General features: G+C 42.8%; 17 protein-coding genes. 14 read left to right on the top strand and 3 right to left on the bottom strand.

The features are described 5' to 3' along the window. The coding region (locus WC615_RS16330) for a M3 family metallopeptidase (RefSeq protein ID WP_372979145.1) at positions 1–568 on the top strand (568 nt) is incomplete at its 5' end. Positions 569–1,274: 706 nt separating this feature from the next. Then, a complete protein-coding gene (locus tag WC615_RS16335) occupies positions 1,275–1,934 on the top strand; it encodes a GGIII-like transmembrane region-containing protein (RefSeq protein WP_372979146.1) in 660 nt (219 codons plus the stop codon). 2 nt (positions 1,935–1,936) lie between these two features. On the opposite strand, the gene WC615_RS16340 is transcribed toward WC615_RS16335, so the two are convergent. Then, a complete protein-coding gene (locus tag WC615_RS16340; RefSeq protein ID WP_372979147.1) occupies positions 1,937–2,593 on the bottom strand; it encodes a phosphatase PAP2 family protein in 657 nt (218 codons plus the stop codon). 79 nt (positions 2,594–2,672) lie between these two features. Between WC615_RS16340 and WC615_RS16345 the strand changes: the two genes are divergently transcribed. Beyond that, positions 2,673–4,391: an amino acid permease gene (locus WC615_RS16345; protein ID WP_372979148.1), complete on the top strand. Its 1,719-nt coding sequence runs from the start codon at positions 2,673–2,675 to the stop codon at positions 4,389–4,391. 341 nt (positions 4,392–4,732) lie between these two features. Here WC615_RS16345 and WC615_RS16350 read toward each other — a convergent pair whose 3' ends face one another. Further along, positions 4,733–6,697, bottom strand: coding sequence for a KUP/HAK/KT family potassium transporter (locus WC615_RS16350; protein ID WP_372979149.1), 1,965 nt, complete (start codon positions 6,695–6,697; stop codon positions 4,733–4,735). Positions 6,698–6,758: 61 nt separating this feature from the next. Beyond that, positions 6,759–7,154 (bottom strand): KUP/HAK/KT family potassium transporter, encoded by a 396-nt coding sequence (locus WC615_RS16355; RefSeq protein ID WP_372979150.1) that lies wholly within the window; start codon positions 7,152–7,154, stop codon positions 6,759–6,761. Positions 7,155–7,347: 193 nt separating this feature from the next. Here WC615_RS16355 and WC615_RS16360 point away from each other — a divergent pair, with 193 nt between their 5' ends. The 11 genes from WC615_RS16360 to WC615_RS16410 all read left to right on the top strand — a co-directional run. Further along, a complete protein-coding gene (locus WC615_RS16360; protein ID WP_372979151.1) occupies positions 7,348–7,851 on the top strand; it encodes a T9SS type A sorting domain-containing protein in 504 nt (167 codons plus the stop codon). 131 nt (positions 7,852–7,982) lie between these two features. Next, a complete protein-coding gene (locus WC615_RS16365; protein WP_372979152.1) occupies positions 7,983–8,594 on the top strand; it encodes a fumarylacetoacetate hydrolase family protein in 612 nt (203 codons plus the stop codon). Positions 8,595–8,679: 85 nt separating this feature from the next. Beyond that, positions 8,680–10,440 carry a M23 family metallopeptidase gene (locus WC615_RS16370; protein WP_372979153.1) on the top strand — a complete coding sequence of 587 codons (1,761 nt, stop codon included), beginning with the start codon at positions 8,680–8,682 and terminating at the stop codon, positions 10,438–10,440. Position 10,441: 1 nt separating this feature from the next. Beyond that, positions 10,442–10,903: a thioredoxin-dependent thiol peroxidase gene (gene bcp / locus WC615_RS16375; RefSeq protein ID WP_191173718.1), complete on the top strand. Its 462-nt coding sequence runs from the start codon at positions 10,442–10,444 to the stop codon at positions 10,901–10,903. Between the two features lie 64 nt (positions 10,904–10,967). After that, complete coding sequence (locus tag WC615_RS16380; RefSeq protein ID WP_372979154.1) at positions 10,968–11,522, top strand: RNA polymerase sigma factor; 555 nt, start codon at positions 10,968–10,970, stop codon at positions 11,520–11,522. 61 nt (positions 11,523–11,583) lie between these two features. Beyond that, on the top strand, positions 11,584–12,405 hold the full coding sequence (locus tag WC615_RS16385; RefSeq protein WP_372979155.1) for a hypothetical protein: 822 nt from the start codon (positions 11,584–11,586) through the stop codon (positions 12,403–12,405). An 11-nt stretch (positions 12,406–12,416) separates the two neighbouring features. After that, the gene (locus tag WC615_RS16390) at positions 12,417–12,890 is read left to right on the top strand and encodes a hypothetical protein (RefSeq protein ID WP_372979156.1); all 474 of its coding nucleotides are present in this window, start codon (positions 12,417–12,419) and stop codon (positions 12,888–12,890) included. A gap of 39 nt (positions 12,891–12,929) precedes the next feature. Beyond that, positions 12,930–13,316, top strand: coding sequence for a four helix bundle protein (locus tag WC615_RS16395; RefSeq protein WP_372979157.1), 387 nt, complete (start codon positions 12,930–12,932; stop codon positions 13,314–13,316). A 32-nt stretch (positions 13,317–13,348) separates the two neighbouring features. After that, positions 13,349–14,545, top strand: coding sequence for an aspartate aminotransferase family protein (locus WC615_RS16400; protein ID WP_372979158.1), 1,197 nt, complete (start codon positions 13,349–13,351; stop codon positions 14,543–14,545). Positions 14,546–14,772: 227 nt separating this feature from the next. Beyond that, positions 14,773–17,049 (top strand): glycosyltransferase, encoded by a 2,277-nt coding sequence (locus tag WC615_RS16405; protein ID WP_372979159.1) that lies wholly within the window; start codon positions 14,773–14,775, stop codon positions 17,047–17,049. Then, a partial coding sequence (locus WC615_RS16410) for a glycosyltransferase family 4 protein (RefSeq protein WP_372979160.1) occupies positions 17,049–18,001 on the top strand: 953 nt, incomplete at its 3' end. The genes WC615_RS16405 and WC615_RS16410, both read left to right, overlap by 1 nt.

Raw genomic sequence — 18,001 nt, forward strand, 5'->3', positions numbered from 1 at the left:
CGATTTTAAACATTGCCCAAGCGAGGTTGCCGAATTGGCTTCCATGTCGATGGAGTTGATATCGATGGATAACTGGGATGTGTATTTTGATAACGAGGAAGACCTGAAACGCGCAAAACGCGATCAATTATTCGATGTATTAAAAACCTTGCCATGGGTAGCCGTTGTCGACCAGTTTCAACACTGGATATACACCAACCCCGACCATACCGACGCAGAGCGCACCGAGGCCTGGTTAAAGATCTACGAGCCATTTGGCGCCGGTTTTGCCGATTGGAGCGAACACCCCGGGGCCGAGCAAAACCTGTGGCAAAAACAGCTGCATATTTTTGAGGTACCCTTTTACTACATTGAATATGGTATGGCCCAGCTTGGCGCTATAGCCGTTTGGAAAAACTACAAGGAGAACCCCGAAAAAGGCCTGCAACAATACCTGGATGCCTTAAAACTGGGTTACACCAAAACCATTACCGAAATTTACGAAACCGCGGGCATCAAGTTTGATTTTAGCGCCGGCTACGTAAAAGAACTGGCCGAGTTTGTAAAAGCCGAAATGGATAAGATATAATTCATCAAGCCCTTTCCTAACGGAGAGGGCTTTTTTATTTATAGGCATTACCCACAATAACGCATAGAGAAAGGCGTGGTATTTAAGATCAACTTTATTCGGTGGCAGGGTATGTCACTAATAATTAATTGGTGTATACCCATATTTTCACATATTGCTTAGCAAAGACGCATTATGAAAGTATCCGAAATGTTGATCAAATTTCTGATCGTGTTTTATTATATACCCTAATTGTTACCTGGTATTTTATTGACAGTTTTGGCAGCCTTGCAGACTCTCTTACTTTATCAATCGTGATAAAAACAATAAAACAATTTGGCCTGGTAATTAGCATCCCTGCCGCTGTCCTGTTTGTTATTACAGATGTTTTTGTAAAAAAGATAAAAACAGTTTGGGTTTTATACTTAACCCGGTGTATGGTGTTTTTTTGTTTATTGTGGTTGGTTAGTATACTCTTCTCTGTATACTTTATCACCAATTCATTACTTGATAATCCTTTTATTAAATAATTTTCAAGGATTATAAATCATTTTTTTTTAGTTCTGTTTTAAAACTTATATCCCCGAAAGATACCTGCTTTAACAGCAGTACATGAACCAGACGAACGGCTCGCTAAAACACAATAAATAAGCACGTTACCTTATCACCCAAACTACTATTTCTATACATATTAAAACTTATATGTGTTTTATAGGTTTAATTATCTATGAAAAAGATACTTGTAATGTTTAGCCTGGTGCTGTTAGCAACAGCAGGTTTTGCACAGACCCCATTAAAACCGGTTAAGATAGATAGCCTGGTTACCGTTTCCCTGCCTGAAAAATTCACTAAGAAAGATACGCTCGGCCAATCCATATATTCTGGTAACGCCAAATATGGCTACATGGTTGTTATACGTGCACCCAATGCCAAAAATAACGAGCCGCTTAAAAAAGAACGCGACCTGAACAAGGTACTGCAGGATTATATTAAAGGCATTAAAGGCCAGGCCGATGGCCACACCTTAAATGTGCGCGATACCACCATCGGCCACCTAAAGGCAAAAACATTTGAGTTGCAAACCGACCAGGGTGCAGGCCTTCAGATCCGTAACTTTATTATAATATACACACAGGATGTAACCTACACCTTTGAGTATTATTATGAGGCCTTGCACAAGGATGTAATGAAGGATGAGTATAAAGCTTACTCCAGCTCTATCAAGGTTTCGCCCGAATTAAAGCGTACCGATCAATACCTTTCTAACGCTAAAGGCTTATCGCCAACGGCTAAAATTGGCATTTACGGCGGCGGCGCTTTGCTGATTATTTTAATAATTGTACTGGTTGTCCGCAAGAAAAAGAAACAACAGTTAGAGCAGGCATAACCTTATTTTTTCAGCAGTCCCCGGTTCCACCGGGGGCTGTTTATAAATGGCTTTCTGTCGATATAACTTAGCCACAAAAAAGTCACCAATACCCCCACTACCGAGCCAACGGTAACATCCTCAAAAAAATGCTGGCTCAGGTACATGCGCGAGTAGCCAACCATTAGCGCCACAAATAACAACACCGCTCCCCAGGCTTTATTCCTGGCCAGGTAAGTTACAACCACTCCTGCCGAAAAAGCCGTAACCGTATGCCCCGATGGGAAACTATGCACCGATAAAATATAAAGCCCTTTTACAAAATGGATCTTGTCCAGTTCGTTAGCGAAATAAACTTTTGGCCGTGGCATATCAAAACTGTATTTCAATATCTGCGCTGTAAGGGCCGTTAAGGCGTAGCTGGTAATGAGCAGGAACGATGCCCGGTAATTACACAGCGCCACTATGGCCGATACAATGATTATGGTTACACCATCGCCAATGTAGGTAATGTAGGGTTCTATATTGTCTAAAAAATCGGTATGGAAGCCGTTTATAGCGAAATAAATATCATGCCGTGTATACAGCAGTTTAATAACAAGGCAGGCGCACAGTATAAAAATATAGGGAATAAAAAGGTAGCGTATTTTGTGTAAAACGTCTTTTGCGCCTGTATTCATCGGCACAAAGTAAGCATATACTTTTTCAATGCAAAAAAATGGTTATGTTTGAGTTTAAAAAGTTAACTGACCAAATTACATGTCGAGAAGTATATTTCGCAGAAAATCTGTTTCTAAAATACTGGCTGATGTTGCCAGCGGTTTTAGCGATAGTGAGCACCCGGGCACCGCTTCCCAACTTGAAAAAGCATTAAACGTAAAAGACCTTACCCTGATGGGTATAGCCGCCGTTGTTGGCGCAGGTATCTTCTCAACCATAGGCGAAGCCTCTTTCCAGGGTGGGCCGGGCGTAAGTATCTTATTTGTTATTACAGCCATTACCTGCGGGTTTTCGGCTTTGTGCTACGCAGAATTTGCCTCACGCATCCCGGTTGCGGGCAGCGCCTATACCTATGCCTATGCTTCTTTTGGTGAACTTATCGCCTGGATCATCGGCTGGGATTTGTTAATGGAATATGCCATCGGTAATATAGCCGTAGCCATATCATGGAGCGAGTATTTTGTGAACCTGCTGGAGGGTTTCAAGGTCCATATGCCTACCTACCTTACTATGGATTACTTTTCGGCTTTTACCGCGCACGAGAAGATCCAGCAGCTTACCGCCGGCGGCCACGTGGCCGATATTACCGAGCGCATGCGCATTGCAGCATCAGCTTGGGCCACAGCACCCGGCAGCGGCAATATTAAATTTATAGCCAACATACCCGCGCTGGCCATCGTATTTGTAATTACCTATTTGGTTTATATCGGCATCCGCGAAACCAAAAAGGCTACCAACGCGATGGTTTATTTAAAAGTGGCCATTGTTATTGCGGTTATCGTTATCGGCTTTTTTTATGTTACACCAGCCAACTGGCACCCGTTTTTACCTAACGGCTTTAGCGGCGTAATGAAAGGCGTATCGGGTGTTTTCTTCGCCTATATTGGTTTTGATGCCATATCAACCACTGCCGAGGAATGTAATAACCCGCAGCGCGACTTGCCCCGCGGTATGATCTATTCGCTTATTATCTGTACCGTCCTATACATCCTTATAGCCCTTGTTTTAACCGGCATGGTTAACTACAAAGACCTGCAGGTGGGCGACCCGCTGGCTTATGTATTTGCCAAGGTTGGCTTAAAAAACATCAGTTATGTAATATCTATAAGCGCGGTTATTGCTACCGCCAGTGTATTGCTGATATTTCAACTGGGCCAGCCACGTATCTGGATGAGCATGAGCCGTGATGGTTTATTGCCAAAAGCGTTTTCACGCATCCACCCTAAATTCCATACGCCATCGTTCGCTACTATTGTTACCGGTTTTGTGGTGGCTATACCGGCATTATTTTTAAACCTTACCGAGGTTACCAACCTTACCAGTATAGGTACATTATTTGCTTTTGTACTTGTTTGTGGCGGCGTGCTTTTATTGCCCCGCGAGGCTGCAGTAAAAGGCAAGTTTCACCTGCCGTACATCAATTCGCAATGGATAGTACCTACCCTGTTCATCGTAGGGGCATACTTTTTCAGGCATAACATCGTAAACCTGTTTAGCGGCGATAACCTGCATCAAAAGTTTCCGTACTTTTTATTCATACTACTTTCGGCTACGTTAACCGTACTGGCATTTATTAAGAAGCTATCGCTGATACCTGTTTTAGGCCTTGTAAGCTGCTTTTACCTGATGGCCGAACTGGAATACGAAAGCTGGATCCGTTTCCTGGGGTGGCTTATTATAGGCTTGGTTATTTACTTTACCTATGGCTACAAACACAGTGTATTAGGCAAACCCGAAAACGCACATTTGAAGAGATAATAATGAATTATTGGTGGATACACCAATAATGGATATTCTAAATATACCAATTACTAATGCCGGTGTCTTCACCGGCATTTTTTTTTATTAGCTGGGCCGGGCAACGCTGATAGTTCCCTCCCTCGGGAGAGGTGCGATCGGATTGTGTAATGGCAGGGAGGGGTTTAGTTAACTATTATCGCTTTATTAACCCCTCTCTGCACCCTCCCGTTGGGAGCGAATCGCACATTGCCACGGTTTTCTTCCTAACTCAGCCTTACTGCATATTGCCCGAAATAAGCGAGCATAAAAAAGGGCACTACAAATGTGTAGCGCCCTTAAACTTTTATCCGAAAGCACGTTTAGTGCTTTACCCGCTCAATCTTCACACTCTCGGGTGATGTGAGCATCAGCGGCACCTTTTCAACCGTAACAAAGCTCAGGTCGAGTCCAAAGTTGCGTTCTTCAGAAAGGCTTATCTTTTTAAACTCGGTATATATAAACATAATTACCTTCTCGTAAAACGACAGGTTATGCGAGCGCGACAATACTTTCTCTATCACTACAAACCTAAAATCGCCCACAATTTTGTGCTTGTTTAATGATTTGTACTGGCTGGTAATATCAATTTCTCCGTTTTTCACCAGGTCCTCTACCACCTTGCGGAACAGCAGATTTATTTGTTGCTCAACCCTAAACCCAAGTTTAAAGTCGATACGGATAAGTTTGCCCGGCACCAGGAAATCAACCTCGTACTCGCTTTTGTAAGGTTCATCCACCACATCAACGTGTACCAGCCAGTAAACATCGGCGCGTTTAGGCTGCTTTTGCAATATGGAGTAAATGATCTTTGATTCTATCTCGGAGTTGAAGTTGGCGCTGGTTAAATACACCAGTTGCGAAGCATACTTTGGCACGCTCTCATCCTCGCTCATCTCTTTAATAATGTTAAAGTAATCGTCAATCTCAATAAACTTCACGTAGCGGTTCTTTATTTTGCGGGCTGTGTGCCAGGTCCACATAATAATAAACAGCACCAAACCAATTGATAATGTAAACCAACCGCCATGAATAAACTTAACCAGGTTACCTAATAAAAATGTACCCTCTATAAGCAGGTAAACCACCAAAAACGAACCGATGATGTAAGCGGGTACTTTTTTACGCTGCAAAAATTTCGATACCAGTATGGTGGTCATCAGCATGGCAACCGTAATACTTAAACCGTATGCGGCCTCCATCCTGGCCGAATGTTTAAACAATAATACAACACCGATACAACCTGCACAAAGTATCCAGTTGATGCTGGGTACATATAACTGGCCCTTTTGCTCTGATGGGTAATTGATACGCACTTTTGGCCAAAGGTTTAACCTTACCGCCTCGGCAATAAGCGTAAATGAGCCCGATATTAAAGCCTGGCTGGCAATAATAGCAGCTATAGTAGCTATACCAATACCAAATATCAGGAACCCCTGCGGCATAATTTGGTAAAAGGGGTTATTAGCGTTCAGGTCTATTGATTGGCCGGTATGTTGTAACAGCCAAACTGCCTGGCCCAGGTAATTCAGTATTAAACAGGTTTTTACGTAAATCCAGCTTATCTGGATGTTTTTGCGCCCGCAATGCCCAAGGTCGGAGTATAAAGCCTCGGCCCCGGTAGTACATAAAAACACCGCTCCCAAAATAATGAATGCATTATAATTACTGGTAAGCAGCTGATAGGCATAATACGGATTAAGCGCCTTTAATATTATCGGCATCTTTACAATATAGCTTACGCCCAAAACGCCCATCATAGTAAACCAGATAAACATCATAGGGCCAAAGGCCTTGCCTACCAGTGATGTACCAAATTGCTGAATGATGAACAGCGCGGCAATAATAGCGATCACTATTTGTACGGTTGGTAATTCGGGGTAATAGGTACGTAACCCCTCAATGGCAGATGATATGGTAATTGGCGGGGTTATGATACCATCGGCAAGCAGGGCGCAGCCCCCTAATATGGCCGGCACAATTAACCATTTAGCTTTACGGCGCACTAAAGAGAATAGCGAGAAAATGCCCCCCTCGCCTTTGTTATCGGCCCGCAGGGTTATAACAACATATTTTAACGTGGTTTGCAGCGTAAGCGTCCAAAAAATCAGGGATACGCCTCCAAGCACCAGCGTTTCTGAGATACGTTGCGAAAAATTAGAATGCTCCTGGCCAACAATAGCCTTAAATACATATAATGGTGATGTACCAATATCACCGTAAATTATTCCTAAACTTATCAGCAACCCGGCGGCCGATAATTTTTGCAGATCTTTTTGACTTGACACAATTTTATTAATTTATTTTCCAGCATAAAAGCCCGGTTTTACAACCAGGCCCTTATGTTTATTATGATGATACATTTACCCTGCCAGTTACAATACTACCAGGAGACGTAAACATTAGTGGTACTTTTTCAATATTTATAAACCTCATATCGGGCGCAAAGTTACGCTCTTCTGATAAACTTATCCTTTTTAATTGTACATATATAAACAATACATTCTTCATCACCAATCTATTACAGGCACATAATGTAGTTACAATATATTTAAGGGTTTGCAGGGCAGGTATCCAAAAAATAAGTGAAACCCCGCCGGGCGATAATTTTTCTGAGATTGGGGTGGTGCCGTTTATAGCTGCAAAAACATATAAAGGTGATGTACCAGCATATCCATAGATTATTCCTAAACCAGGAAGCAGCCCCGGGACTGAAAGTTTTTGCAGATCTTTATGATTTGACACTCTAATTTAAAAAGGATACAAAACTATTAAAAAAATCCATTTACAACTTAAACTAAGTTTAATCGTATAAGTCTATAAGTTACAATAACTAATAAAACCTTATTTTGTTAAAAATTGTTAAAAGTATTTATATATTCATAACATTATGAGGTGTTGAGCGCAATATTTATACTTTTGCAAAGAATATTTTAATATGAGTCTAAAATCTACTTTTGCTACTTCCAGGTTTACCATAATTGCGCTGGCAATACTGGTAAATTTTGCGCTTGCAAGAGGGGTTAACGCTCAAAAAAGCGATAGTTCATACCTGCGCACACTAAAATACAAACCAGCCAAAACTTCTTATTTTAAAAACGGCTTGCATTTAGCCTTGCCCCCGTTAAAACCTGCTGCTACATCTAATGCCAAAATAAACCTTGCCCGCCCCGATGATAAGCTGGTTACCAACGTAAAAGTTTACCCTATCCCGGTTACCGATGTGCTTAATGTAAAGTACAATGTATCGCGTAACGCCTACGTTAACGTAAATGTGATGGATGTACTGGGTAACAATGTACTTACCCTGTTTTCGCAAAGGGTTGAGTTTGGCGAGCAAAACATAAGCTACAACATCAGCAACAAATTATCACGCGGTTTTTATTTTGTAAGGATTGTTGTTGGTACCGAATCTGTAAACACCCGGATCTCGGTTCTTTAATCCTCCCTGACTCATGAAGGGGCGTTTTTGATAAGCACAACTTTTATCCTTCCTCTTTTTAGAATTTAAACACTTAGATTTTAGGTTTTAGAATTTAGAGTTTATAATTTCGGCGTTATTGCATTAACATTATGAAAATAATTGCCATTGGCCGCAACTACGCCGAACACGCTAAAGAGCTGAATAACCCCGTGCCTACCACGCCGGTAATATTTATGAAGCCTGATACCGCCCTGTTAAAGGATAACAAGCCTTTTTACCATCCCGAGTTTTCGCAGGATATACACCACGAGATTGAACTGGTATTAAAAGTAAGCAAAGAAGGCAAGCATATCAGCGAAAAATTCGCGGCTAATTATTTTGAGGAGATAGCCCTTGGGGTTGACTTTACCGCGCGCGACATCCAAACTAAACATAAAGAAAAAGGCCTGCCCTGGGAACTGGCCAAAGCGTTTGATAATTCGGCCCCGGTAAGTAACTTTTTACCGAAGGCGCAATTTACCGACCTGTACAACCTGAACTTTAAACTGGATATAAACGGCGAAACCCGCCAGCAGGGCAATACCAAAGATCTGCTGTTTTCTTTTGAGCGGATAATTGCCTTTGTATCACAGTATATTACCCTGAAAAAGGGTGACCTTATATTCACCGGCACCCCCGAAGGTGTGGGTAAAGTTGCCGTTGGCGACCATTTGGAAGGATTTTTGGAGGGTGAAAAGCTTTTAGATTTTTATGTTAAATAGATATATATCAAAATTGTCATTCCGCTTTAACAACATGTCATTTCGAACGATAGAGAGAAATCTTGTTCGATTAGCAAAGTCCGCCTTGCATATCGAACAAGATTTCTCCTCGTACCTCGTTCGAAATGACAGGCTTATTTTTAAAGCGGTATTCACCGCTTTAATCTTATTCAGCACCGCAACCCACGCCCAGGATGTTATCCAAAGCAAACAATATCCCAAAAATCAATTACGCTACCCGTTAGATATCCCACCGGCAACAGCAGGATCGTTCGGCGAACTAAGGCCAAACCATTTCCACTCGGGGCTTGATTTCCGCACCATGCAGCGCGTTGGCTTCCCTGTTCATGCCGCGTATGATGGTTATATATCCAGGGTACGCATCCAGTTTGGCGGCTTTGGGCAGGCATTATACATTACACATCCAAACGGTTTTACAACCGTTTACGGCCACATTAATGATTTTACGCCCGAGGTAGATAAATACATTCGCGATTACCAGTATAAAAACCAAACCTTTGAGGCCGATATACCTGTACCTCCCGGCATGTTTAAAGTGCAAAAAGGCGATGTAGTAGCCATTTCGGGCAACCAGGGTGCATCTGCCGGGCCCCACCTGCATTTCGAGATCAGGGACACCTTAACGCAGGAAACCATCAACCCGCAGTTGTTTGGCCTCACCATCCCCGATACAAAGCCACCGGCTATTAGCGCTATCGGCATCTATCACTTAAACGGCAATCCCTTCAGCGAAAAAACACCAAAAGAGTTTTTAGCCGTAACCGGCGCAAACGGCAACTATCATTTACTAAAACCACAGGTGCTAAATATTAGCGGTAACACCGGCTTTGGCATAACAGTTAGCGATGTTAATGATGCATCGGCCAACCGCAACGGCATTTACTCGCTGGAGCTTAAGCTGGATGGCGTTACCATGTATACCTTCGCGGTTGAGCGCTTCGCGTTCGATCAAACCCACGCCATCAACGCTTATATCGACTACCCGGCGTTTATTACAGCGCACCGTTTTATGCAAAAGTGCTTTATCCTGCCGGGCAGCCGCATTTCGTTGTACCCGCAATCTATCAACAGGGGCATTATGGCTTTTAATGATGATAAGCTGCACGAGGTGCAATATGTTGTAAAAGATGTGGCAGGTAATACATCAACCCTAACGTTAAAGGTGCAATCAAATACCACCGCAGCTAACATACCTGCTGATAAACCAACCGGCACCCTGCTGCATTACGACCGTAAAAGCGAGTTTGCCAACGATAAGGTTAAGGTTACCATTATGCCCGGCAATTTGTACGACGATCTTGACTTTCAATACGCCACCCTGCCCGCAAAGCCGGGCGCTTATTCTGCAATACATCGCATCCATAATAAGCTGACGCCTGTACATGATAGCTATGACCTTTGGATAAAACCCGACATTAGCCTGGGTGCCAATGCTGAAAAGGCCGTAATTGTTAACGCAGCTACAGGTGCCATCAACAGTACCTGGGAAGGCGGCTGGGTAAAAGGTTTGGCCCATGCCTTTGGCGATTATTATATCAGGATAGATACCGTACCGCCTGTTATTACCCCTATCAACATTCGCAACGGCAGCAACATGAAACTTTTACGGGCTATAAAGCTGCGCATGAGCGATAACCTGAGCGGTATAAAAAGCTATGCGGGCAAAATTGATGGCAAATGGGTACTGGTAGCCTGGGATTATAAAACAAAGGTTTTAAGTTATACCTTTGACGATAGCATAGCCACGGGTAAACATACTTTTGAGTTTACGGTGAGCGATATGAAAAATAACGTTAGTACATTTAAAGCAGAATTTAACAGGTAAAATGGCAACTCCACAACAAGGCGAAAAAGCGCCAAACTTTACAGCTAACGACCAAAACGGCGAAGCCGTTTCATTGGGCGATTTTAAGGGCAAAAATGTTATACTGTACTTTTATCCAAAGGATGATACCCCGGGCTGTACAGCAGAAAGCTGCGATTTCAGGGATAATTACCAATCGTTATTAAGTAAGGGCTTTGAGGTGATAGGCGTAAGTGTGGATGATGAAAAATCGCACAAAAAGTTCGAGACCAAATACAAACTGCCCTTTACCCTGATAGCCGATACCGACCATAGCATTGTAGAAGCATACGGTGTTTGGGTAGAGAAAAACATGTATGGCAAAAAATATATGGGTACTGCACGCACTACCTTTATTATTAATGGCGATGGCATTATTGATAAGGTGATTGAAAAGGTTGATACCAAAAACGCGTCGCAACAGGTTTTAGAACTGTTAGATTAACTGTGTTTAAAACATATATAAAACAAAAAAGCTTTATATTTATTTAAAAGATAAATTTTAATAGATGGCCATTCAGGCAGAAGACGAAGAGATACTCAACAAGTTTAGGGACGAAAAGACCCGTAACGAAGCATTTAACCTTTTACTGAAAAAGTATCAGCAAAAGATATACTGGCATGTACGCCGAATGGTTATTGACCATGACGATGCTGACGATATTGTACAGGATGTTTTCATAAAAATATGGAAAAACCTGCCTGGTTTTCGTAACGATGCGCAGCTATATACCTGGATGTACCGCATTGCCACCAATGAATGCATCACTTTTTTGAATAAAAAGAAAGCCAAGAACAATGTATCTTTAGATGATGTGGATTTTGAGCTGGCGGATACGCTGTCGAGCTCTGACCAGTTTAACGGCGACCAGATACAAAGAAAATTACAGGAAGCAATATTAACCCTGCCCGATAAACAGCGCCTGGTATTTAACATGAAGTATTTTGACGACATGAAATACGAGGAAATGAGCGATGTTTTAGGTACAAGTGTGGGCGCTTTAAAAGCGTCCTACCACCTCGCGGTGAAAAAAATTGAAGCCTTTATTACGAATACCGATTAAATTAGTAGATTTTTAAAATTAGCGTTAAACCTTTTGAAACTTTATTCATCTATAAGAGTATATGAAAAGCGATATGGAGAATAACGAATGGGCGGACGAAGAAATGTCACTTAAACGGTTTTCGAAAGAAACCCCGTTTACAGTGCCATCCGGCTATTTTGAAGAGGCCGGTCAGCGCATATTGTCCCTTATAAAATTAAACGGGTTAAAGAGTGATGATATGGCACAGGGATTTGCTGTGCCTGAGAATTACTTTGATGAACTCAACGCTAATATCCAAGCCAGGATAAATATCGAGGCAATTGCAGGTACCGAAGAAAAAGGTTTTGCTGTACCCAAGGGATATTTTGAACAGCTTACCAGTAATATACAAAGCCGTATAAACATCGAGGCTGCCGTAAATGCAGAAGAGACGGGCTTTAACGTTCCGCAGGGATACTTTGATAACCTGCAGCAACAAATAACAAGCCGGATAGCTGTTGAGGAAATGATGGCCGCCAACACCCCTGAATTTGCCGTACCTGATAACTACTTTGAAAAACTTAACCAGGAAATTTTAAATAAAACGGTTAACAAGGAAGTTGTAATACGCAAAACCATTGTGCGCAAGCTGTGGGCATCAAACACCTTTAAATATGCCACTGCCGCCTGCTTAGCTTTAATAATTGGCGCAGGTGCTTTTTTACGGGAAGCGCAACAACCTGCTACGCATACGCAAACACTTTTGCACAAGCAGGTATCAAACATACCGGTAGACGAAATAAAAGACTACCTTGAACTTAATATGGATGCCAACGATACACGCGGCATAATAGATAACGACAAGCAAATTAATACTGATGCCCTGGATGCTGATTTACAGGACTATGTAGATATTAATTAATGATAATTTTAATGAACAGGCTGTTTAGATATATTTTCTTTTTATTGGTATTTGCCGTTAGCTATGACGATGCTTCCGCGCAGGTAAGTAATTTCCGGCGGCCTGCACCAGTTGCAAAATCAAGGGTAATACGTAACCCTAAACTACAAGCCGCAAGGGATAAGTTTATAGCCCAGCAGCTTGCACTTACATCAGGAGAATCGCGTAAATTTTGGCCCTTATACCGCCAATACCAGGAAGATCTTACTGCTATCAAGATCCTGAAGAAGCAAAATAATTCCAGTTCATCCGTAAACGGTATGGACCAGATAGACAAGGAGCTTGAGTATGATAACCAAATGGTAATTATCCGCAAGCACTATCGCGACGAATTCCTTAAAATATTATCGCCCGAAAAAGTAAGCACCCTTTACAAAAGCGAGGATGAGTTTAAAAATGAACTTATCAGGCAGATCAGCGAACGCAGCGTACGCGCAGGGAATTAATATTGTTGTAAGGTTAGAATGTTGTAAAGTTGGAATGTTTTGAGCAAGTTTAATAAGTTCGAAGACCTGGATATTTGGAAAATAGCCGTTTCTATCGCTATTGATTTTTACTTGCTTTGTGACTCCGAACCGTTAAAGTCTGATTGGGGTATGAAAGACCAGATCAGGCGTGCTGCCTGTTCAATGTCTGATAATATTGCAGAAGGATTTGAATACAACAATAATCCTGACTTTATTCGCTATTTAAATTATGCTAAAGGATCATCCGGTGAGTTTAGGAATAAACTATTTATTCTTAGCAAGGCCGGGAAATTAGATACGGTTGTATATGAAACTTTATATGCCAGAAGCGTAGAATTTTCGTCAAAAACGAAATCATTGATTGATTACCTGAAAAAGTTTGAAGCAGATAAGAAAACAAAATAACATTACAACCTTCCAACCTTACAACAACATCCATGCTTACGTTACGCCAGCTTTTTCTGAATAACAACGCCCAAACAACCCACTTCCCTTTATTGCTGGAGTTTGAGCGCGCGCAAGGCGTATATATTTATGACGAAGCAGGCAACGCCTATACCGACCTGATATCGGGCATAGGAGTAAGCAACCTGGGCCATAGCAACCCAAAGGTTGTGCAGGCGGTGAAAGACCAGGTTGATAAGTACATGCACCTGATGGTATATGGCGAATACATACAAACCCCACAGGTGCGCTTTGCCGAAAAACTGGTGAGTATCCTCCCAAAAACATTAAACTCTGTTTATTTCACCAACTCGGGATCCGAGGCTGTTGAAGGGGCGTTAAAGCTGGCCAAGCGTTTTACCGGCAGGCACCAGGTGCTTGCCTTTCATGGCTCGTACCATGGCAGTACCCACGGTGCTTTAAGCGTTATGGGGAATGAGGAATACAAGCAGGCCTATCGCCCATTGTTACCGGGCGTAAATTTTATAAGCCTTAATAACTTGCACGATCTGGAACTGATCACAGCGCAAACCGCCTGCGTGATACTGGAAACCGTACAGGGAGAGGCCGGCATACGCGTACCCGATACTGCATACATGCAGGCTTTGCGTGCTCGCTGTACCGAGGTTGGCGCGTTGCTTATACTGGATGAGATACAGGCCGCGTTCGGCCGTACAGGCAAACTCTTCGCCTTTGAGCATTTTAATATTGTACCCGATATATTACTGCTGGCCAAAGCGCTTGGCGGCGGCATGCCTGTAGGGGCTTTTGTAGCCCCGGTGGACGTGATGTCGGCTTTTAAAGAAAACCCTATCCTGGGGCATATTACTACGTTTGGAGGCCACCCGGTTTGCTGTGCTGCGGGGCTTGCTGCTTTAGAGGTGCTGCTTAATGAGAACCTGATTGCCGGTGTTGCAGAAAAAGAGGCCATCATCCGTAAACATCTTGTACACCCTGCTATAAAGGAAATTCGCGGTAAAGGGTTAATGCTGGCCGTAGAATTTGAAAGCTTTGAATTGAACAAAAAAATAATCGACACTTGTATAGAAAACCATATAATTACCGACTGGTTCCTGCATTGCAGTAATTCTATGCGTTTAGCCCCTCCGCTGGTTATCAGTGATGATCAGCTCATCAATGCCTGTAATATCATTATAAAGGCCATTGAATTTCACACACATACGATTTGATCAAACTCACAATCACTCCAGTATTTTTTAATTCTAATTAATAATTTAACTGTAAAAATAAAGTTACGATAGGCATTGTTCCTTTATTGGTATAGTTTATGCATAATACTACATGCCTGTGTAAATACCCCTCTTCGGCTCCCTAATTACTGTATTTGAGGTCATAGGTGGATACTTTTCGGGTCATACTGAGCTTTTAATTAACAATATAACATCTTCTATATAATATGAAAATCGCATATATATCAACCTTTCCGCCCCGCGAATGCGGTATTGCAACTTTCAATTTTAATTTGATGAATGCCATCAATGCCAATTTTCCTGAACGGAAAAGCCCGCTTGATGGAGGTTTTGTTGTAGCACTTAATGACTCTGAGAACATACAGGAGTATGAATACCCTGCTGAAGTTAAATACGTTATTCGTCAGAATCATCAGAAAGATTATATCCGTGCAGCTAATTACATCAATACCAGCACTGCCGATGCGGTTATCCTGGAACATGAATTTGGTATTTACGGCGGCGAAAGCGGTATCTATATACTACCATTAATAAACCGTTTAGAAAAACCGCTGATATCTATACTGCATACCATATTAAAAGACCCCAGCTACGTTCAGCGTATCATCATCCGCGAAATTGCCGAGCAATCGTCAAAAATTGTGGTGATGAGCAAACGCGCGGTTGAGTTTCTGACCACCATATACGATATCCCGGAAGATAAAATTCAAATTATAGAGCACGGTGTGCCTGATTTGGAAGCACCTGAAATTAACCCGGTTAAAAGCCTAAGCCAGTTTAAAAACCGCCGTGTGCTATTAACTTTTGGTTTACTAAGCCGTAACAAAGGTTTAGAAACCGTTGTAAAAGCCCTGCCAAAAATTGTAGAGAAACACCCGGATGTGATGTACGTTGTACTTGGCAATACCCACCCGGGCGTTATCAAAAACTCGGGCGAGGAATACCGCGACCACTTGAAAAGCCTGGCCGCGCAATTAAAAGTTTCGCAGCATTTATCGTTTATAAACAAGTTTGTAGCCGAGGACGAGCTGATAGATTACCTTACAGCCGCCGAGGTTTATGTTACACCATACCTTAACGAGGCGCAAATTACCAGTGGTACGTTATCATACGCGGTTGGCGCGGGTGCGGCTGTGGTATCAACCCCGTACTGGCATGCTACCGAGTTGTTAGCTGATGGGCGCGGCCGTTTGTTCGACTTTAAAAATGCCGATGCGTTAGCCGAAACCGTTAACGAATTGTTAGACGATGAGAATGTACTGAACGAACTAAAAGAAAACGCTTACGAATATGGCCTGCATTTACGCTGGCCCGCAACCGGAGCCGAATTTATTAAGCTGGCCCAGGAAGCTGCCGCTACCCATGATTTTAGCGACAAAATATTAAAAAACAGCATTGTTGACCCGGAGATATTACCAAAATTCAGCCTTACGCACGTTTTGCGTTTAACGGATGATACCGGTATCGTTCAGCATGCAAAATATGGCATCCCTAATTTAAAAGAGGGTTATTGCCTGGATGATAACGCACGCGCGCTTATTATGGCCTTAATGGCTTACCAGCGTAGTAAAAGCAATGATGCATTTAAATTATTGCCTATATACCTGAGTTACATCCACTACATGCAAACAGATGATGGTAACTTCCGTAATTTCTTGAGCTTTAACCGCCAGTATCTGGATGAGGTGGGCTCTGAAGATTCCTTCGGCCGTACCATCTGGGCATTAGGGCACTTAATTAGCTGCGCGGCAAGTAACTCGTACCGCGAATTTGCGATGGAGATATTCCACAAATCGTACCCTCACTTTAAAGCGTTAAAACATATACGCGGCCAGGCTAATACCATTATTGGTATTGCTTTGTACCTGCAGGCCTACCCTACCGATGAAGGTATGGTTGCCGAACTGGTGCGTTTAACCCAGCCTTTAATAGATGCTTACGAAAACACCCGGTCTGACGATTGGGAATGGTTTGAAGAAAGCATGACCTATGATAATGCCATCCTTCCGCTTGCGCTGCTACACTCTTGCGAGATAACAGGTAACCAAAAAGCCAAGGATATTGCCTTGAAAACAATGGCCTTCCTGGATAAATTAACATTATCTAATGGTTATTTAAGCCCGGTTGGTAACGATGGATGGTATTACCGTGGCGGTAAGTTCCCTACGTTTGATCAGCAGGCTATTGAAACAATGGCCATGGTACTGATGCATTTCCAGGCGTACCAGATCTTCCGTAAGCCGCAGTATATCGAAAAAATGTTCCTGAGCTATAAATGGTTCCTGGGCGAAAACACCTTGCGCGCACCATTGTATGATCATGAAACCAAGGGCTGCTGCGATGGTTTGCTGCCAACAGGCATCAACCGTAACCAGGGCGCCGAAAGCACGCTGGCGTACCTGATATCGCATTTAACGGTATTAAAAGCTTTTGAGCTGGAATACGAATACAATAAAATGGAAACACAGGTTAAAGTCTGTTAATGAGAGCAGCCATATTAGCCCCCGTTGCCTGGCGCACACCGCCCAGGCATTACGGGCCGTGGGAGCAGGTAGCATCAAACATCGCCGAAGGCCTGATAAAGCTTGGCGTTGATGTAACCCTTTTTGCCACCGGCGATTCTATTACCGAAGGCAAGTTAAAAGCTGTTTGTGCACAAGGTTACGAAGAAGACCGCTCGCAGGATGCCAAAGTGCTGGAATGCCTGCACATCAGCAACCTAATGGAACAGGCCGGCGATTTTGATATCATCCACAATAACTTTGATTTTTTGCCGCTCACTTATTCCGGGCTTATTGCTACGCCCATGATAACCACTATACACGGTTTTTCATCGCCCCGTATTATACCGGTTTATAAAAAGTACAATTCGCGCGGGCATTATGTATCCATTAGCAATGCAGACCGCAGCGCCGAACTTGAATACATTGCCACCGTTTATAACGGACTTGATACCAAAGATTTTAAGTTTACCGAACAATCGCAGGATTATTTGCTCTACTTTGGACGTATCCACCACGATAAAGGCCCTTTAGAGGCGATTGAGATATCAAAAAGGGCGAATAAAAGACTAATAATAGCGGGCATTATCCAGGATGAGAACTACTTTAAAGAAAAAGTAGAACCACAGCTTAACGACCGGATCCAATACATTGGCCCCGCCGGTCCCGATAAACGGAACGAGCTTTTGGGCAACGCCCTTGCCTTGTTGCACCCCATAAACTTTGCCGAGCCATTTGGCATGAGCGTAGCCGAATCCATGCTTTGCGGCACACCCGTTATCGCGTTCAACAAAGGTTCGATGCCGGAATTGATCCAACATGAAAAAACAGGTTTTTTAGTGAATACGGTTGATGAAGCTGTTGATGCTATAGGTGAGCTAAGATCCATAAACCGCGCATATTGCCGCGAATGGGCCAATTCTCAATTCTCTAA

This window comes from Mucilaginibacter sp. (assembly GCF_041663085.1).
Lineage (GTDB): Bacteria > Bacteroidota > Bacteroidia > Sphingobacteriales > Sphingobacteriaceae > Mucilaginibacter.